The following is a 16901-nucleotide window of genomic DNA, read 5'->3' on the forward strand; positions in this document are numbered from 1 at the left end:
GAATATCGCGTGCTGCTTGATATCTCGCCTGCTCCTGAAAAACTTTTCAATTTCTTGTTGTGTCTATACTCATTTTTGTAGACGTGACGCCCAAAACGGAGCGACCCACGACATGGCTTGAACAAGTATAAAACCACAAAACAACGCCACCGCTGACAACGGTTCGACATTGCTTAAAATTAAAATGAAACCAACAATCACAATTGCAAACTTTCCCATTAAGCCTTTATACATGTTCGAAAGAACTTGTTTAGACGCGCGGGCTCCTGCTGCTCGAAACGATTGCCACGAAAAATAACAAGTCGCAAGCCAACAAACGAGCGCACCTAATGCTGCACTCAGGGCTGCGGTTGAGTCTTTCACGACCCAGCCGATCAAGGCTGAAACAGGGATCATACAGGCTTGCAGGAGGACCAAAGCTTTCGCTAATCGTCGGTCAATCAAGCGACTAGTTCGGCTCATTATTTATTCACTCACAGCAATCATGCTTGACAAGTTTAACAGGTGATTATTTTTAATCGCAGGCATTATAGAGTTACACCCCTGAACATGCAATCTTTTCCCGACCTTAGTCGTGTTTTTTTAAATCTGGGCAATGCTGTTAAACTAATCAAAATCTGTCTATTTTTTAAATCATTAGCGTGCATTTAATACGCACTTCTGGGTTTCTGCTGCTAATTGCTGCCAGGCTTGCACAAAGTCCCCTGCCCCGCTCATGCTTTCATCGACATGCTGAAACACCACCGGTTTCAGTTTTCGGTACTGATTTTCACTGGCATGACCTTCGGCCAGAAGGCACATTTTAGGCTGTGGGCGATGATCCTGTAAGAACTTGATTTGTGCCACAGTTGGCGAGACATGTGGATCATCGGTCAGTGCGCCCATGAATTTCAGATTCAAGGGACGTTCCAGATATTGATAGGCATCATGATACGACCAGTAAGCTTTGACTTTAGTGCTGGAACTATAACGCTGGGCCGTCGCAAACATGCTTTGCGCAAAGTCGCGTGCATTTTTCCAATACAGTTCACGGTTCTCCGGCAATTGTTGCGAACGCAGCGCCGCAATAAAGAAACCAATCCTTACGGCATTATTCGGATCGAGCCAGACATGCGTATCTACCGTATTTTTTAAGGCCTCACCACGCGGGTTACGCATCGGCAATGTGGTCAAAATACCGGACTCTAAAATAGCGATACCTTTATGACTGTCATTCAGCACTTTGGCCAGCGGTGCCTCATGCGCCTGACCCAGCCAGATCACCAGACCGGCATCCTGAATGATTTTACGATGTGCCGGGGTCAGACTGACATCATGTCCGCTCTGATTGGCCAGTAATAAGGTCGGCTGTTCCACGCCCTGGGTAATTTTCTTGGCAATCAGATAGATCGGCTGAGTCGAGACCACCAGACTTTGTGACCAACTGAGTGTGCTGAACAAAGCCAAAAGACCCATTGCAAGGAGACGGAACATGAGTAGAAATCACTTAAAAACGAGAAAATTAGTGAGTGTTATAATATAACAAAAATACAAAAATACCTATGCCCAATCGAAACTCTGAACGCTTCATGTTAAGATTTGAAATCTATTAATTTTCAGTTTCGCACTTGAGGTGAACTATGGGTTCTTGTTCGCACGAACACCACAACGCATTGCACGGCGTACACGACCATCCCAATGTCGCACAACGTCTTGCTGAAGCGGAAAGTCTTTGTGCAGCAACAGGCGCACGCCTTACCCCTTTGCGTAAAGAAGTGCTGGAACTCATTTTAAATGCGACTGGCCCGATGGGGGCTTATGATTTACTGGCACAAATGAAAAATGCCAGTGATCGTCCTGCGGCGCCACCTACGGTATACCGAACTCTGGATTTTTTATTGGATAAAGGGCTGATTCACCGCCTGACCTCGATCAATGCCTATATTCCTTGTTGCCATCCACGTGAAGGGCATCAGGCGGCTTTTTTAATCTGTACCGAATGTAAAGCGGTGACAGAAGCATCAGCGCAAGGTCTGCTTGACCAACTTGATGCACTTGCAAGCTCGGATGACTTTAGCGCACATCACAGTATTATTGAAATTTCAGGAATCTGTCAGCAGTGTCGCAACAAAGCTTAAGTGCCTCCCCACTGATTCAGCTCTCCCAGATCTGGGTCAAGATTGATGAGCGTGATATTTTAAAAGCCATTGATTTTTCATTGCAAGAAAAAGAGATTGTCACGCTGATTGGCCCGAATGGTGCAGGCAAGTCGACTTTAATTAAAGTCATGCTCGGCATCTTGAAACCGCAATCCGGTGAGATCAAAACTGCACGTAAACTGAAATTCTCTTATGTGCCGCAAAAATTCAATCCATCGCATAGCTTGCCGCTGCGGGTCAAAGATTTACTGGCGCTGGAAAAATGCCCATCCAAAATCAAAACCGAAATTATTCGCGATACCGGTATTAGTAAACTGCAAGATTCCAAAGTTCAGCAACTCTCAGGCGGTGAGCGTCAGCGGGTGCTCTTGGCACGGGCCTTATTACGCCAGCCGGATATTCTGGTACTGGATGAACCGATGCAAGGTCTGGACATTCAATCCGAAGCTGAACTGTATGAATATGTGCGTAACTTGCCGGAAAAATATGGCTGTGCCGTATTAATGGTGTCACATGACCTGCAATGGGTGATGCAAGGTACGACTCGGGTGGTGTGTCTAAATAAGCATATTTGTTGTAGCGGCCTGCCGGAAAGCGTGCAGCAGCATCCGGAATATCAGGCGATTTTTGGCACCAATCGGGTGTTTTATCAGCATCATCATGATCATTGTGCGCATGGCGATTCTGCTACGCCGTGTCAGCATGATACGCGCCCTCATATTCACCCCGAGCCGGAAGCTTAGACCATGATGGATTGGTTACAACTCCTTTTACCTGCATGGATTATGGGCACGCTACTGGTGTTTCTGACGGCACCGCTAGGCTGCTTGATGCTGTGGCGTCGTATGTCATTTTTTGCTGATACTATGGCACATGGTACTTTACTGGGTGTTGCGATTGCAGGCGCCTTAAGTCTACCGCTGTGGATGGGCGTGACCTTCTTGGCATTATTGCTGGTTGCCATTCTGTGGGTGCTACATGATCCCCGCCTCCCCAATGATGCCCTGCTTGCACTGTGTTCAGCGACCTTACTTTGCTCGGGTTTATTGTTTATTCAACATTTACCAAGTTTAAGACCTGAACTGCTCAGCTATTTATTTGGTGATCTACTGACCATTTCCTGGACGGACTTGCCCACGTTTGCCATTGTGATCATTCTGGCCTTAGGTGTTTTATATAAAAGCTGGCAAGCCCAGATTCAGATCGCGATTGATCCGGATATGGCGGTCAGTGAAGGGGTAAATGCCAAATGGCAACGCCTGATCTTTATGTTGCTATTGGCACTGTTTACCGTACTGGCTTTACGTGCAGTCGGTTCCCTATTGATGGGTGCATTGTTGGTTATTCCTGCTCTGACTGCTCGCCTTTTGGCAAACTCTCCACGCCAAATGGTGATCTGGGCATTCGTGATTGCACAGATTGGCGTGACAGTAGGCCTCTGGTCGAGCGCAGGCCTTAATACTTCAACTGGGCTGACCATTGTGCTGACCATGGCAGTGTTATTTGCAATGATGTTTATCTTTCAGAAATTTAAAAAGCTGAGCTAGGACATGGGGACTAAACGCTACTTTGTGAGTGCCTGTTTGCTCGGTCAAAAAGTTCGTTACGATGGCAAGGATTGCCTTGTCAAAGAAGTGCTCGAATCTTTAGTTCCAAATCAATATATCAGTCTGTGTCCTGAAATCTCAGGTGGACTACCGATTCCACGTCCACCTGCCGAAATTCAAAATGGTTCAGGTTCAGATGTACTGCTACAAAAAGCATCGGTTATCGATGTACTTGGAAACGATCTTTCTAAAGCTTTTATACAAGGTGCATATCTCGCTTTAAAAGTTGCGCAAGACTTTCACGCCACACATGCAATTCTTAAAGCCCACAGTCCCTCTTGTGGTAGTGATTTGATTTATAACGGATCATTTTCAGGACATAAAATTCAGGGTGATGGTGTTACCGCTGCACTCTTTAAACAGCATAGCATTGTTGTGATGACTGAAGATAAGTTTTTAGCGGCTTTAAAATAAGTATATTTATTTAATTTGATCAATAATTTATTAAATACTATATTGTGTGTGGACTTTAAAAAAAATTCTATGGATATCCAAACTTTTCAACTTTTTGCACGCTACCACATTTGGGCAACACATCAGTTATGTATCTCTTTGACAAATTTATCTGATGAGGATTTTCAAAAAAACTGTGGCCTATTTTTTCACAGCATTTTTGGTACATTAAATCACTTATTGGTTGCCGAACAACACCTTTGGTTTTCACGCTTCAAATATGGCATTTCACCTAAGCTTCACTTAGATCAAATTTTAGAAAATGATCGCCATAGACTGATTAAAAGAATAAAAAAAGGCTGTTATGCATGGCAAGAATTCATTCATGATCTCAACCAAACAACGCTAGATAGTGATATTCATTATACCAATACACGTGGTCAAAATATGACGCTGCCCTTTGCTGCAACCTTATTACATGTATTTAATCATGCAACTCATCATCGTGGACAAATTACTGCAGTCATGACAAATTTAGGTTACCAATCACCTGAGCTCGACATGTTATTTATGCTAATGGAAGATCAAAAAATCTAGATCACTGCTGCACCAAACTCAACAAACTAGCAGCACAACCGAATAATACGGCAAATGTACGATTTAGAATTTTCTGTTGTTTTGGTGACTTGAGCAATCGTAAAACTTTTGCAGCAAGCCCCGTGTAGCCCGCCATCACAATCAGATCAATCGTGATCATGGTCAGCGCCATAATCACATACTGAATCCATTGTGGTTTGGATAAATCCAGAAATTGTGGCAATACAGCCAGTAAAAACACAATGGCTTTGGGGTTACTCATATTCACCAAGAAACCATATAAAACCAGTTTTCCCGAAGACTTACGTGCCAATTCATGTTTAATTTCGATGGATTGTACCGGCGCTTTCCACTGTAAAATAGCCAAATATAATAAATAGCCCACACCAAACCATTTCACCACCAAAAATGCCCATGGCGTGGTCGCAAACAGCACCCCCACTCCGGCTGCCACCACTGCAATCTGCACCAGTAATGCCAGTTGCAGACCCAATGCATTCCAGTAGCCATGCCGAAAACCATAATTCAGCCCACTCGACATCGAAGAAATTGCCCCTGCACCGGGTGAAACACTAATCACCCAACAGGCCAGCATATAGGCAAACCACATTTGGTAGGACATGAACATTGAACTCTGGAAAACTTGCACAATATTATAGGACTTATCCAATAGATTCAGGCTAAAAAATTGCTTAAATATAAGGCGCTGCACTGTTCACTCTGCAGAGCTTCAGGCACAATATGTGCATTAAAAAACAGGATTTATCATTACAGGAGCCATGAATGACAGCCCAATCGGTAATCTTGCCCCTCCCCTCAGATCATGCTCGCTTTATTGTATTGCGTCTTAAAGACTTAAATATTGAAGCACTCAAAGAAAAATTAGAACATCTTTTTACTTCTCGTGATCGTCTGATTACGCAACATCCTCAAGCACAAATTAAAACAGCGGTCGCTTTTGGTCCTGAGCTTTGGTCAAGACTTTATTCACAAAGCCCTGCAGGTTTCAAACAGCTTGAACCGATTCAGGGTTCATTTGCAATGCCGGTTGTTCCGGCAGATATTCTGATTCATATTGCCAGTGCACGGGCGGATATCTGTTTTGCGCTGAGTCAGGCTTTTTTTGAAGGAATTCAGGATCAGGTTGAAGTTCTGGATGAACGTGTCTGCTTCCGCTATTTTGATGGCCGTGATGTGACAGGCTTTATTGATGGCACTGAAAATCCGCAATTCCCAGATGATCGTGCTGAGGTGGCATTACTTGGTGAAGATACGGGCATTTTCCAGGATGGTTCATTTATTTTTGCCCAGCGTTATGCGCATGATCTGGAAAAGTGGAAAAAGCTGAAAGTCGATACTCAAGAGCAAGTGATGGGTCGTACCAAACTGGAATCGATTGAACTGGAGGATGAGGTTAAACCGGCAAATGCTCACGTTGCACGTACTGTAGTGGAAGATGAAGAAGGCGAAGAAATGGAGATTCTCCGTCATTCCTTGCCTTATGGTGATGGCCGTGGTGACCAAGGTCTATTCTTCATTGCCTATACCAAAGATTTAACTATTATTGATGCAATGTTAGAGCGTATGTTTGGTACGTCTGGCGATGGGATCCATGATCGCTTGCTACACTTCGTCACTCCACTAGATGGAGCATATTACTTTGCACCGAGTGAAGAGTTGTTGGAAGAAGTTTTGGAAGGGTGATTTAAGAAGCCGACGGAAGTCGGCTTTTTTTATGAACTAAAGTGTTTTATTTAATTAAAGAAAAAAATCAGGCTATTTCATAATAGTTTAACTACACTCTTTTAAAGTTTTTTTATTAATATACTTTAAATATCCATTTAACTCTTTATTTAGTTGATCTAAATTTTCATTTTTTCTATTTTTTTCATAGTTCAATCTATTTATTTTTTTAGAACCCTCTCCATCTAAGAAATTATAACTATAATTTATTCTGTAACCTTCTAATATTTTAGCATTAGAAAAATATAAAATAGTTTCCGTACCATACACCCCTGAATCACCATCTATTTTAGATACAATTATACATTTAGCCTTGCTAACTTTATAAATACTTATCTCATTATTAAAGATAGGCCCTCCATTCTCTACTTCATAATCAATATTAAATCCTTGTAGTTTTTTAAATTTATTATTAATTTCATAGCCTGTATGCTTATAATATAAATAATTTTTAGCAGTACAACTACTAGACAGAAAAAAAATACACACTAATAAAAAAATGGGCTTCATACACAGATATCCTGATTATTAAAATTCCAATTTTTTATAATTACTTACACCAATTTCTAATAACTTTGGTTTTAAATCACGCCAAGTTTTTCCATTAGGATGTAATTCATAATGGGGATTGTCTATTATAGTCTTCCACCTCCCTCCCCAAACCAACCCCAATTCCTCCCCTATAGGCCCTAATTTTTTGTGATCACTCTCTGTTTGTTTTGTTCTGTCTTCTATACTTAATTCTTTATTAAAAAGAACGATTTCGCCATCTCGGACAGAGTATAGATCTATTGCAAGACCATATTGATGATAACTGCTCAATCCTTTAGCCTTTGTATTAGCGCTTGATAACGCATCTTGCGCAGAGGGACTTCTATAACCATCTGTAATCACCCAGCATATACCTAGTTTTTGATACCCTGTATTAATTAATTTAATAATATAAGGTTGATAAACCGAATGAAGCTCAGCTATTCGAGCTAATGTTCTCTTATAATATTTTTCTCTTCCACATGCTTGTGGCAATAAACCATTTTTATTGACAGGTAGCGGCGATTCAACCTTAGCTACAGGCGTTTTTTCTTTATTTTCAGAGGCATTTTGTTTAACTATGGGGGGAGTTAAAGAACTATCTTCTCCTTTCTTCTCTGCTTGAGGTTTAGTTGAAATAGAAGTAACTTTACGATCATAAACTTTTAGTTTTTGATTTGGACTGATTTTATCACTACTTAAATTATTAAGCTTTCTAATTTCATCTGGAGAGTTTCTTGTAAGCTTAGCAATCAATGATAAAGTATCACTCTTCTGAACAACTATAACCTTCGTTTTTTCTTGCTTCCTTGATGCTGGTACTTCTAGCTTAGATTTACTTTCAGATGCTAAAACAGTTACTTCAGTTTTTTTAAGAGGAATCTTAAGTACTTGTCCTGGATGGATATCTGTATCACTTTTTAGATTATTTATCCTACTCAACTCCGCTGTAGTTGTATGGTTATCAGCTGCAATCCGGGATAAATAATCACCTTCAGCGACTATATATGTTGATCTTAAATATGTACCTGTTGCTACATCCTTGGCTGAGAGGTTTAAACCTTTCAGAAGTACTTTAGGGCTACGAACAATAAAGACTACCTTTTCACCAATAAGTTCTATTTTAACCTTAGATTTATATTGGCCCGATGTAATACTTTTTATTTTTACATCAATAGTAGTGCCAACTGGCCGCCTAATCCATACAGATTCGCCGCTTGCAGGTGTAACATAATCAGAAATTAGCGTTGAACCTACCCAGAGTTGATGAACTAAACCATTGATGGGTTGGTCAAGAGCATCTAAAAATTTAATATTTGCAAGACAGTTCATAATTATTCCTCATTTTCCTCATCTTGATCTTGCCCACAAGAACTACAAATATGATCTATTTCTTCTAAATTTTCATCATCGACAAGCACAGTCCATTTATCTTCTGTACCAATGAGAATGTCGTAACCTTCGTTATTATAATTACTCATACGTTGAGTTCGACCATGTTGATCAAGTGTGCCTAATACATAGGTATTATTTCTATTATTGATTAATTTATATTTAACATCCTTAAAATCAGCCTCATAGAAAAGATTATAAAAATCCCATTTATTTGTGAAAGTCTTAATATCTTGAATTATAGGTAAATTGGGTATTTCAGCTTTAGCGGTCGCTCCACCTTCAAACAAATGCTGCCCCGCTTTACATTCAAACTTTCCACCAGTTGTGATACATACTCCACTGCTATTAATCTTTATTTGAGACCCTCCCGCGGTTAGCAGGATCTCTTTCGGACTGGTGATCTCAATCTTGTCTTCAGTTGAAATCAGCTTAATCACCTTCCGTGCAATTGCTTCGATGGCATCATCTTGGGCCTGTATTTCAATTTTACCTTTGCCTGCATATAAGCGTGCTCCGTTCTGAGCAGCAAATAGGCTGATCTTGTGCTGCGCATGTGCAATCAGAGACTGTTGAGTCGATAGATGGATACTTTCCCCTGCACTGTAATTTATCTGCTGGTCTGCAGATAAATGAATATTTTCATTTGTACTCAGCGCAATCGAATGTGGTGCCGTTAATACCATAACAGCCTGTTTAAATGCAGTGGCTTTGCTCGCATCTTCAGTTTCTAGTTGATTCAGAAATTGTTTTAAGCTATTAAAAAGCTCAAGCGGATCAGTTTGCTGAGCTTCTGCCATGTCACTCAGAACTTTGGTGTTATTCAGATTTGATTCCATCTGGTTCTTGGTAGGCTTAGCATCCAGGTGATTACCTGCTGCTGTATCTTGCGAATAGGTCGAAATCAGTAAGCCTTGCCCTGCTCGTACCACCCCCCACTGATCTGTCCTAAGTTCAAACCCTTCCCCACGACCTTCACTCGATTCTGTTTCTTTAGGATGACTGAGATTTCCTAAATTCAACTGGCTAGCACCATGACTACTGTGTAACTGCGCACTAATCTGATCCGTCGTATCATCAAAACGCAGCTGGTTGAAACCCTCGCCATCCACTTCTTGGGAACGGATCCCACTGAGTTTTCTGGTGGCTGGTAATTGTCCCTTCGCATCAAACATCACTGGATGTCGTTCTGCTTCGTGAATCCGTCCCATAACAAAGGGCCGATCGATATCGCCTTCAAAAAAATCAATCACCACCATTTCACCAACTCGTGGATGCAATCTGACTCCATAACCTTCACCAGCCCAAGGGGTTAATACATCAATCCAGGCCGAATCGCTATCATTGTCATTGCTGCCTGCACCGGCATCATGTTGATGGTCATCACTTCGGGTAAATAGAAAACGAACTTTCACTCTTCCCCAAGCATCGACATGGATTGTTTCACCTTCAGGCCCGACCACTCGAGCTCGCTGCGGATATGCAACGGGGCGATGCACAAAAGGCTGATATTCAGGTACGACCGGAATGTCACGACGGACGATATACAGCTGATTGCCCTGCCGTTCTTCCTCCGAAATTTGCCAATCACTTTGGCCGAGCAAGCTGTCTAGCTGCAATAAAATATCTTTAGGTAAATTATTCTGGTTATAGAAGCGTTTACCCAAAATCAAAAATTCACGCTCATGCACGGGATGCTGATCAATTTCAGCATGCTGTTTTAATTCAAACCAATACCCGACCTGAGCATCACGTACACTGCTGCTGGCTTTAAAATATTTGGATTGCAGCGCATGATAATGATTGAGCTGCTGATTCAGTCGTTCCAGTTGTGCCGTACCAGATGCCGTCACCTGATCCTCGGCATTCAAATCACCTGTCCAGGCCGGACTAATGTTCCAGGCATCCTCAAGATTCAGACTGGCCGTATCCTGCACGCTACTTTGCTGATGAGTATTTAATAAGGACTGGCTTTGATCCTGCGCAAGGTGCTGCGCTTGCCAGCGCTGGGTATGGGTACTGTTGGAATTAAGCTGACGTACGGCAATCAGACTGGTCAGCGTATCAAACTGCTCGGTGGCATGACTGCGATGGAAGCGGATTGAACGGCGTTTTAAAGCTGAAAAGGCTTGAGAATGATCGATTAAACGCAGGATCTGCGGCTGAATCTCAGTAGCGGACACCGGAACAATGGAGTGCTTTTCATCAACCAGCCAGTTTATTCCTTCACTACGCCATAAACGTGTTAAAAAATCATAATCCGACTCATTGGACTGCATCACAAAAGGGCGTACATCGTAATCCCGATTTAATCCGGTCAAGTCCAGACTAAGACTGGCTGCAAATAATGCACTTCTGCTTTGCCATTCACTAAATAATATTTCACTGATTTCGCGCACGCTCTTATTCATAAACACCCGACTATTACGGCGTTTGTGCCAGAGTGCAGTAGCATCCTGCATAGTTAATTTATACAAGCTCAAGGCACCGTCGCTGTGTCCCTGACTGGCTGCGGTAATAATGCCACTGGTTCGAAAAAGTTCGCCACGATCTGTTACCTGATCTACTGCCACCTGACAGCCTATAAATTGCTTTAAAGCAAGATTGGCCTGCGTAGAAAGGCAGATCAGTTCTGCCTGCAGACCCTGATTAATCTGATGCTGGCCATCAATCCGCTGAATCAGGACCTGATGATTTAAGAGCAGATGTGAAAACTGCAGATGCAGCGCACGATGCTGCCGGTTCAGCCCAAGTTGCTCCAGCAGCAGATGAATATGTTTTGGCATTTTATAGTTATAGTTTTAAGCATTATTATTGTGGAGCAAATTCTAGGAAAAGTTGTCCATTTCGTCCAGCTCGGTGTGCATTTCACATAATTAGGCATTTGATTTTCAGTAATTCAATTGCACCTATTTAATAAATCTCTGAAAAATAGAGGTAAAAATAATGCCAAATATTTCAGAATTTTCTGATTATCCAGAGTAGAACTTGCTGCTACACTGGATTCAATCTTATTTTCAAGGCCAAGGACATGCTGGAATTCCCCTCTAAACTGCCTGATCTAGGCATCACGATTTTTAGCACCATGTCGGCCCTGGCACAAAAACTCGGCGCATTGAACCTTTCACAGGGATTTCCAGACTTTCCTGCGCCACCGGCATTGATTGAGGCTTTGAGTCGGGCCAGTCATAACGGATTTAACCAGTATGCACCTGGAGATGGCTTGCCGATATTGCGCGGGCTGGTGGCCGATCTGTATCGACAGCGCGATCAGCTGAGCATTGACCCGCTAGAAGAGATCACGATTACTTCCGGCGCCACAATTGCGATTTTTTGTGCGATTCAGGCCACAGTTCGTGCGGGTGATGAAGTGATTATTTTCGATCCGAGCTATGACAGTTATGCACCTGCAATACAGCTGGCTGGTGCAACCCCCGTACATATTGCATTACAGCATCCAGAGTTTTCTGTGGACTGGAGTCAGGTGAAAGATGCCATCAATGACCATACCCGCATGATTGTGGTCAACACTCCTCACAATCCCAGCGGTAGTGTCTGGTCCAGAGCAGACTGGCAGCATCTGATTGAGCTGATCCGTGAGCGCAATATTGTGGTGTTATCCGATGAAGTCTATGAACATCTGGTTTTTGACGGCGTTCAGCACCATTCAGCCTGGTCATTTCCTGAACTGCGCGAGCGTAGCTTCGTGATCGGTTCTTTTGGTAAAACCTTTCATGTCACCGGCTGGAAAACCGGTTTTTGTATTGCGGCACCGCCACTCATGAAAATGTTCAGACAGATTTATCAGTTTGCCAGCTTCTGTGGCGTGACTCCGATTCAGGTGGCTTTGGCGGAATACATGCAACAGCATCCTGAACATATACGCGAACTTTCACGGTTCTATCAAAACAAACGGGATTTATTTAATTCATCAATTGAAACATCACGTTTTAAATGGACGCCCTCTCAAGGAACTTATTTCCAGAATCTCGATTATTCGGCTATCCGGCCTGATTTAAATGATGTAGAGATGTGTCATTTTCTGGCAGAGCAACACGGGATCGTGGCAATTCCAGTCTCTGTGTTCTACCAGCAAGCGCCTGCCGATTTACGCCTGCTCAGGTTCTGTTTTGCAAAAAAAGAACAGACCCTGATTCAGGCAGGTCAAATTCTTTCAAAGGTTTAATTCAAATTTTAACTAAAATTCTTATAAAATAAATGCCTTAGTTACTTAAAAGCTAAGGCCTTTATTCCTGCTTTATTCAATAATAGCAACATAATTAAATAGATGAAAAATCAATAACAGGATAGGGCATGGTACAGCAATCACTGATCCAACAACAGAATTTATGGAAGGCCTTTCTGGTATTTCTGTTGCCATTAATTGCAACCAATATCCTGCAAAGCCTTTCAGGCACGATTAATACGGTTTTTGTCGGGCAAATGCTGGGAGTCAATGCCATTGCTGCGGTTGCGGTATTTTTCCCGATCCTGTTTTGTTTGATGGCTTTTGTCATTGGCTTATCTGCCGGTTCTACTGTACTTATTGGACAGGCCTGGGGCGCAAAAAATATCGAAAAAGTGCGCTGTGTGGTCGGTTCAACTTTATTTATGACCTTGATTGGCGGAAGCTTGATCGCGCTGTTTGGTGTGATTTTTGCCGAAAATATCCTCTTGGCGCTCGGTACAGATCCGGAGGTGATGCATTTATCCTTGCCCTATGTGCAATGGATGCTGGCAGGTAGTCCCCTAATTTTTATTTATATTATTTATACCTCTATCTTGCGCGGTGTAGGCGACAGCACCACACCGCTGTTTGCTTCCGCACTCACCATTGGCGTGGGCTTGGTAGTCACCCCGATATTAATTGCCGGATATTTTGGCTTTCCCCAAATGGGCATTATCTCGCCGGCAATTGCCACCATTTTGGGTAATCTGGCCGTATTGTTGTTTCTAGTCCTGTATTTAAATTATAAACAACATCCGCTCAGGCTCGACTGGGCATTATTAAAACATATCCGCCATCAGCCTAAATTAAGCAAAATTATTTTAAGTCTGGGCGTTCCGACTGGAATACAGATGATCACGACTTCTGTCGCCGGTCTGGTGATTGTCGGCTTGGTCAACCGCTATGGCGCAGAAGCAACGGCTGCCTATGGTGCGGTCAACCAGGTGTTAAATTATATCCAGTTTCCTGCTCTGTCGATTGCGATTGCAGCTTCTGTGTTTGGTGCACAAGCGATTGGTGCAGGAAAATCCGATTTGCTGAATAAAGTCACACGGACTGCACTCAGTATGAATATTCTGTTTACTGGTGGTTTGGTGGTTTTGGCCTATCTGTTCTCAAAATATTTAATGGCACTGTTTATTACTGATCCTCAGGTCGTGGTGCTGGGTCAGCAACTTTTATTCATTGTGCTTTGGTCTATTTTATTCTTTGGTGCCAGCGCCATTTTTGCGTCAATTATGCGTTCAAGTGGTACGGTAACTGCACCGATGCTGATCAATATTTTTGCAATTCTCTGTATTGAAGTTCCTGCCGCTTATCTGTTTAGCCGGTGGTGGGGGCTGGAAGGGATCTGGTATGCCTATGCATTGGCCTTTGTCAGCATGTGTATTTTGCAGGGACTGTATTATCAGTTGGTCTGGAAGAAAAAAACCATTAAAATATTGGTTTAGCTTCATTATTTTACATGCCTACAGCCTTACAGCAACTCACTCCTGATCTACAATAAAAGATTAAAAACCCGCTTTTGCGGGTTTAATATCCAATGATTTAAGCAGATTTTTTCTTCTTTTTGCCGAATTGGCTTGCCAGTGCAGTGACATGCTGATAACCGGTTGGTAAAATCCGCTGAATCAGGTCAATTGCTTTAGCATCATTACCGATCAGCAGACGGCGCTTGTCTTTTTGTACCGCCTCCAGAATTTGACGAGCGGCTTCTGCAGGTGGACAACGCAATAATTTATTAAAATTACGGGCCGATTTTTCCGGATTCATACCTAAAGTTAGCAGACTGTTATTCATTTTTGCTGCATTGGCAATGTTGGTACGGATACCCCCCGGATGCACACAGAGCGCACTGACTCCGCAGTTTTCCATGTCCAGTTCCTGACGCAGGGATTCAGTAAAGCCACGTACTGCAAATTTGGTTGCGTTATAAGCAGACTGGGTCGGTTGAGCAGTCAGACCAAACAGGCTGGAAATATTGATGATATGGCCATCGCCAGTTTTCTTGATCAAAGGTAAGAATTCTTTGGTACCGTAAACCACGCCCCAGAAATTGATTCCGACAATCCATTCCAGTTCTTCATAAGATGCCCCTTCAACGGTTGAACCCAGTGCAACGCCGGCATTGTTAAAGATCATATTGACACTGCCATGATCCTGTTCCACCTGTGCCGCCCAGCTACGCACCTGTTCTAATTCAGCCACGTTCACTTTTTGAATCGTGATACGAACATCAGTCCCTTGGAGTAATTCCACGGTTTGCGCCAGACCCTGTTCATTGATATCACTCAGCGCCAAGTGACAACCCTGCTGAGCCAGTAATACTGCCAGTTGCTGGCCAATACCCGAACCTGCACCGGTAATCGCAGCGACTTTATTTTTAAAATTTTTCATTCAATTTCCTTATGTAAACCACTGCCCTTCCATGACAGCAGGATCTTGCTCTGTTGTTTCAGGAGTTAGCACAGATCCTCAATATAATTTTGACAATATAGATTGTCAATAATTATCCGATGTCCTTAGCGGCCAAATTCCTCTGCTGAATTTCGACATAGGTCAAAGCGTGATTTATTGCTAAGATATTCAAAATCTTCATGCAGATGAGTAGCCAGGCCTTATGACCGATTCAATCAATGCAGCAGCACCATCACGACCACCCAAAAGCAAGGAACGTCAGTTTAAAGGCCTGTCGATGGCTGAGCGACAGCAGGTACGTCGTGAAAAGCTGATTGAAGCCGGCATTGAAGCTTATGGCAGCCATGGCTTTTTTTCAGTAACCGTAAAAGATATCTGCAATGAAGCCAAACTGACCGAACGTTATTTTTATGAATCTTTTAAAAAAAGTGAGCACCTGTTTCAGACCATCTTTTTAAAACTGATTGATGAACTGCAACAGAATGTCATGCAGGCCATGATGCAGGCATCCACTGATCCGAAAAAAATGATTGAAGCGGGGCTAACCGCCTTGCTTAGCACCTTGCGTGACAATCCGCGTATGGCACGGATCATTTATATTGATGCCATGCTGGTGCAGGAGTTGCATAATCAGGCCACCATTCATGAAACCATGTCGCGCTTCGACCGCATGATTCATGCCTTTGTCATGTTAATGATGCCGCAGTTAAATCGTAGTGAGCAGGAAATTTCACTGGTGTCGACCGGTTTAAATGGCTATGTCACCCAAATTGCCATTCGCTGGGTCATGAGTGGATTCAAGCAGTCACTTGAGGAAGTTTTATCATCGTGCAGTGTGGTATTTTTGGCATTATTGGAGTCATTTTCAGACAAAAAATAGCTGTTAAATCAAAGGTTTAATCAGATTTTCTGCATTCTAAAACAGATTGCAGGTTTCTGCTGAAGCATCGATAAAAGTAAAATTAATTTATGATTTTTTAACAAGTTTCTTTACTAAAATTGTCACAAATCTTTGCGAATTTCAGCAGTTTTTCCCTTTCTGCAATGATACTGTCATAATTAGTCTTTGTAATAAGCCTGTCATAAATATAAAACGGTTCACCGTTTACATGAAATAGGGTATTGCGTTGTGAAAGATGACTACATATTAATCGTCGATGACGAACTCCCGATTCGGGAAATGATCCATACCTCTCTGGATATGGCCGGTTTTCAATGCTTACAGGCCGAAGATGCCAAGCAGGCGCATCAGATGATTGTGGATCAGCGTCCGGCACTGATTTTGCTGGACTGGATGATGCCGGGCGGGATCAGCGGTGTAGATCTATGTCGTCGTCTGAAACGTGATGAAAGCCTGTCAGAAATTCCGGTGATCATGCTGACCGCACGCGGTGAAGAAGACCACAAAGTACAAGGTCTGGATGCCGGTGCCGATGATTACATGACCAAGCCGTTCTCGACCCGGGAACTGGTGTCACGCATTAAAGCTGTCCTGCGCCGTGCCAATGCACTCAGCGGTGAAAAAACCATTGATGCCAATGGCCTGATTCTGGATCCGGTCAGTCAGCGGGTTAATTTTGGCGATAAAATTCTGGAAATGGGGCCAACTGAATACCGTCTATTGGCGTTCTTTATGACCCATCCGGAACGTGCCTATACCCGTGCGCAATTGCTGGATCAGGTTTGGGGCGGCAACGTCTATATTGAAGACCGCACTATTGACGTCCATATACGCCGTTTGCGCAAAGTGCTGGAACCTTATGGCGCAAACCGCTATGTACAAACCGTACGTGGAACCGGTTACCGTTTTTCAACCCGTGCAGATGTGGCTTTAGGTTAACGTCTTTTAAGGTA

General features: G+C 42.9%; 17 protein-coding genes. 10 read left to right on the forward strand and 7 right to left on the reverse strand.

Going from position 1 to position 16901, the window contains the following annotated elements; translation table 11 throughout:
• Window positions 1–69: 69 nt before the first annotated feature.
• Both GVV58_RS12790 and GVV58_RS12795 read right to left on the reverse strand, forming a co-directional pair.
• Window positions 70–462 carry an ATP synthase subunit I gene (locus GVV58_RS12790; protein ID WP_005173819.1) on the reverse strand — a complete coding sequence of 131 codons (393 nt, stop codon included), beginning with the start codon at window positions 460–462 and terminating at the stop codon, window positions 70–72.
• Window positions 463–636: 174 nt separating this feature from the next.
• Window positions 637–1473: a metal ABC transporter substrate-binding protein gene (locus GVV58_RS12795; RefSeq protein WP_159516707.1), complete on the reverse strand. Its 837-nt coding sequence runs from the start codon at window positions 1471–1473 to the stop codon at window positions 637–639.
• Between the two features lie 146 nt (window positions 1474–1619).
• On the opposite strand from GVV58_RS12795, the gene GVV58_RS12800 reads away from it, so the two are divergent.
• From GVV58_RS12800 to GVV58_RS12820, 5 genes are all read left to right on the forward strand, one after another.
• The gene (locus GVV58_RS12800; protein ID WP_100355400.1) at window positions 1620–2117 is read left to right on the forward strand and encodes a transcriptional repressor; all 498 of its coding nucleotides are present in this window, start codon (window positions 1620–1622) and stop codon (window positions 2115–2117) included.
• On the forward strand, window positions 2099–2881 hold the full coding sequence (gene znuC, locus GVV58_RS12805) for a zinc ABC transporter ATP-binding protein ZnuC (protein WP_005173813.1): 783 nt from the start codon (window positions 2099–2101) through the stop codon (window positions 2879–2881). Before GVV58_RS12800 ends, znuC begins: the two co-directional genes overlap by 19 nt.
• A 3-nt stretch (window positions 2882–2884) precedes the next feature.
• Window positions 2885–3685, forward strand: a complete 801-nt coding sequence (gene znuB, locus GVV58_RS12810; protein ID WP_100329705.1) for a zinc ABC transporter permease subunit ZnuB — start codon at window positions 2885–2887, stop codon at window positions 3683–3685.
• 3 nt (window positions 3686–3688) lie between these two features.
• On the forward strand, window positions 3689–4159 hold the full coding sequence (locus GVV58_RS12815; protein ID WP_159516708.1) for a DUF523 domain-containing protein: 471 nt from the start codon (window positions 3689–3691) through the stop codon (window positions 4157–4159).
• Between the two features lie 69 nt (window positions 4160–4228).
• The gene (locus tag GVV58_RS12820) at window positions 4229–4735 is read left to right on the forward strand and encodes a DinB family protein (protein ID WP_074383697.1); all 507 of its coding nucleotides are present in this window, start codon (window positions 4229–4231) and stop codon (window positions 4733–4735) included.
• Window position 4736: 1 nt separating this feature from the next.
• Here the strand turns inward: GVV58_RS12820 and GVV58_RS12825 are convergent, their stop codons facing one another.
• Complete coding sequence (locus GVV58_RS12825; RefSeq protein ID WP_159516709.1) at window positions 4737–5357, reverse strand: LysE family transporter; 621 nt, start codon at window positions 5355–5357, stop codon at window positions 4737–4739.
• 161 nt (window positions 5358–5518) lie between these two features.
• On the opposite strand from GVV58_RS12825, the gene GVV58_RS12830 reads away from it, so the two are divergent.
• Window positions 5519–6439, forward strand: coding sequence for a Dyp-type peroxidase (locus GVV58_RS12830; protein ID WP_100329703.1), 921 nt, complete (start codon window positions 5519–5521; stop codon window positions 6437–6439).
• A gap of 87 nt (window positions 6440–6526) precedes the next feature.
• Here the strand turns inward: GVV58_RS12830 and GVV58_RS12835 are convergent, their stop codons facing one another.
• Genes GVV58_RS12835 through GVV58_RS12845 form a run of 3 tightly spaced genes read right to left on the reverse strand, consistent with a single transcriptional unit; the run spans window position 6527 to window position 11187 of the window.
• Window positions 6527–6988: a hypothetical protein gene (locus GVV58_RS12835; protein WP_100329702.1), complete on the reverse strand. Its 462-nt coding sequence runs from the start codon at window positions 6986–6988 to the stop codon at window positions 6527–6529.
• Window positions 6989–7006: 18 nt separating this feature from the next.
• Window positions 7007–8341 (reverse strand): LysM peptidoglycan-binding domain-containing protein, encoded by a 1335-nt coding sequence (locus GVV58_RS12840; protein ID WP_159516710.1) that lies wholly within the window; start codon window positions 8339–8341, stop codon window positions 7007–7009.
• A gap of 2 nt (window positions 8342–8343) precedes the next feature.
• A complete protein-coding gene (locus GVV58_RS12845; RefSeq protein WP_159516711.1) occupies window positions 8344–11187 on the reverse strand; it encodes a type VI secretion system Vgr family protein in 2844 nt (947 codons plus the stop codon).
• A 245-nt stretch (window positions 11188–11432) separates the two neighbouring features.
• Here GVV58_RS12845 and GVV58_RS12850 point away from each other — a divergent pair, with 245 nt between their 5' ends.
• Together GVV58_RS12850 and GVV58_RS12855 are read left to right on the forward strand one after the other, a co-directional pair.
• A complete protein-coding gene (locus tag GVV58_RS12850; protein ID WP_159516712.1) occupies window positions 11433–12587 on the forward strand; it encodes a methionine aminotransferase in 1155 nt (384 codons plus the stop codon).
• Between the two features lie 128 nt (window positions 12588–12715).
• The gene (locus tag GVV58_RS12855; protein WP_005094582.1) at window positions 12716–14080 is read left to right on the forward strand and encodes an MATE family efflux transporter; all 1365 of its coding nucleotides are present in this window, start codon (window positions 12716–12718) and stop codon (window positions 14078–14080) included.
• 97 nt (window positions 14081–14177) lie between these two features.
• On the opposite strand, the gene GVV58_RS12860 is transcribed toward GVV58_RS12855, so the two are convergent.
• On the reverse strand, window positions 14178–15026 hold the full coding sequence (locus GVV58_RS12860) for an SDR family oxidoreductase (RefSeq protein ID WP_159516713.1): 849 nt from the start codon (window positions 15024–15026) through the stop codon (window positions 14178–14180).
• A 223-nt stretch (window positions 15027–15249) separates the two neighbouring features.
• Between GVV58_RS12860 and GVV58_RS12865 the strand changes: the two genes are divergently transcribed.
• On the forward strand, window positions 15250–15927 hold the full coding sequence (locus GVV58_RS12865) for a TetR family transcriptional regulator (RefSeq protein WP_005173788.1): 678 nt from the start codon (window positions 15250–15252) through the stop codon (window positions 15925–15927).
• Between the two features lie 249 nt (window positions 15928–16176).
• Entirely contained in the window at window positions 16177–16887 is a 711-nt protein-coding gene (gene phoB, locus GVV58_RS12870) for a phosphate regulon transcriptional regulator PhoB (protein ID WP_005094589.1), read from the forward strand.
• Window positions 16888–16901: the final 14 nt, after the last annotated feature.

It is taken from the genome of Acinetobacter sp. 18QD2AZ41W (assembly GCF_009829025.1).
Taxonomy (GTDB): domain Bacteria; phylum Pseudomonadota; class Gammaproteobacteria; order Pseudomonadales; family Moraxellaceae; genus Acinetobacter; species Acinetobacter pseudolwoffii.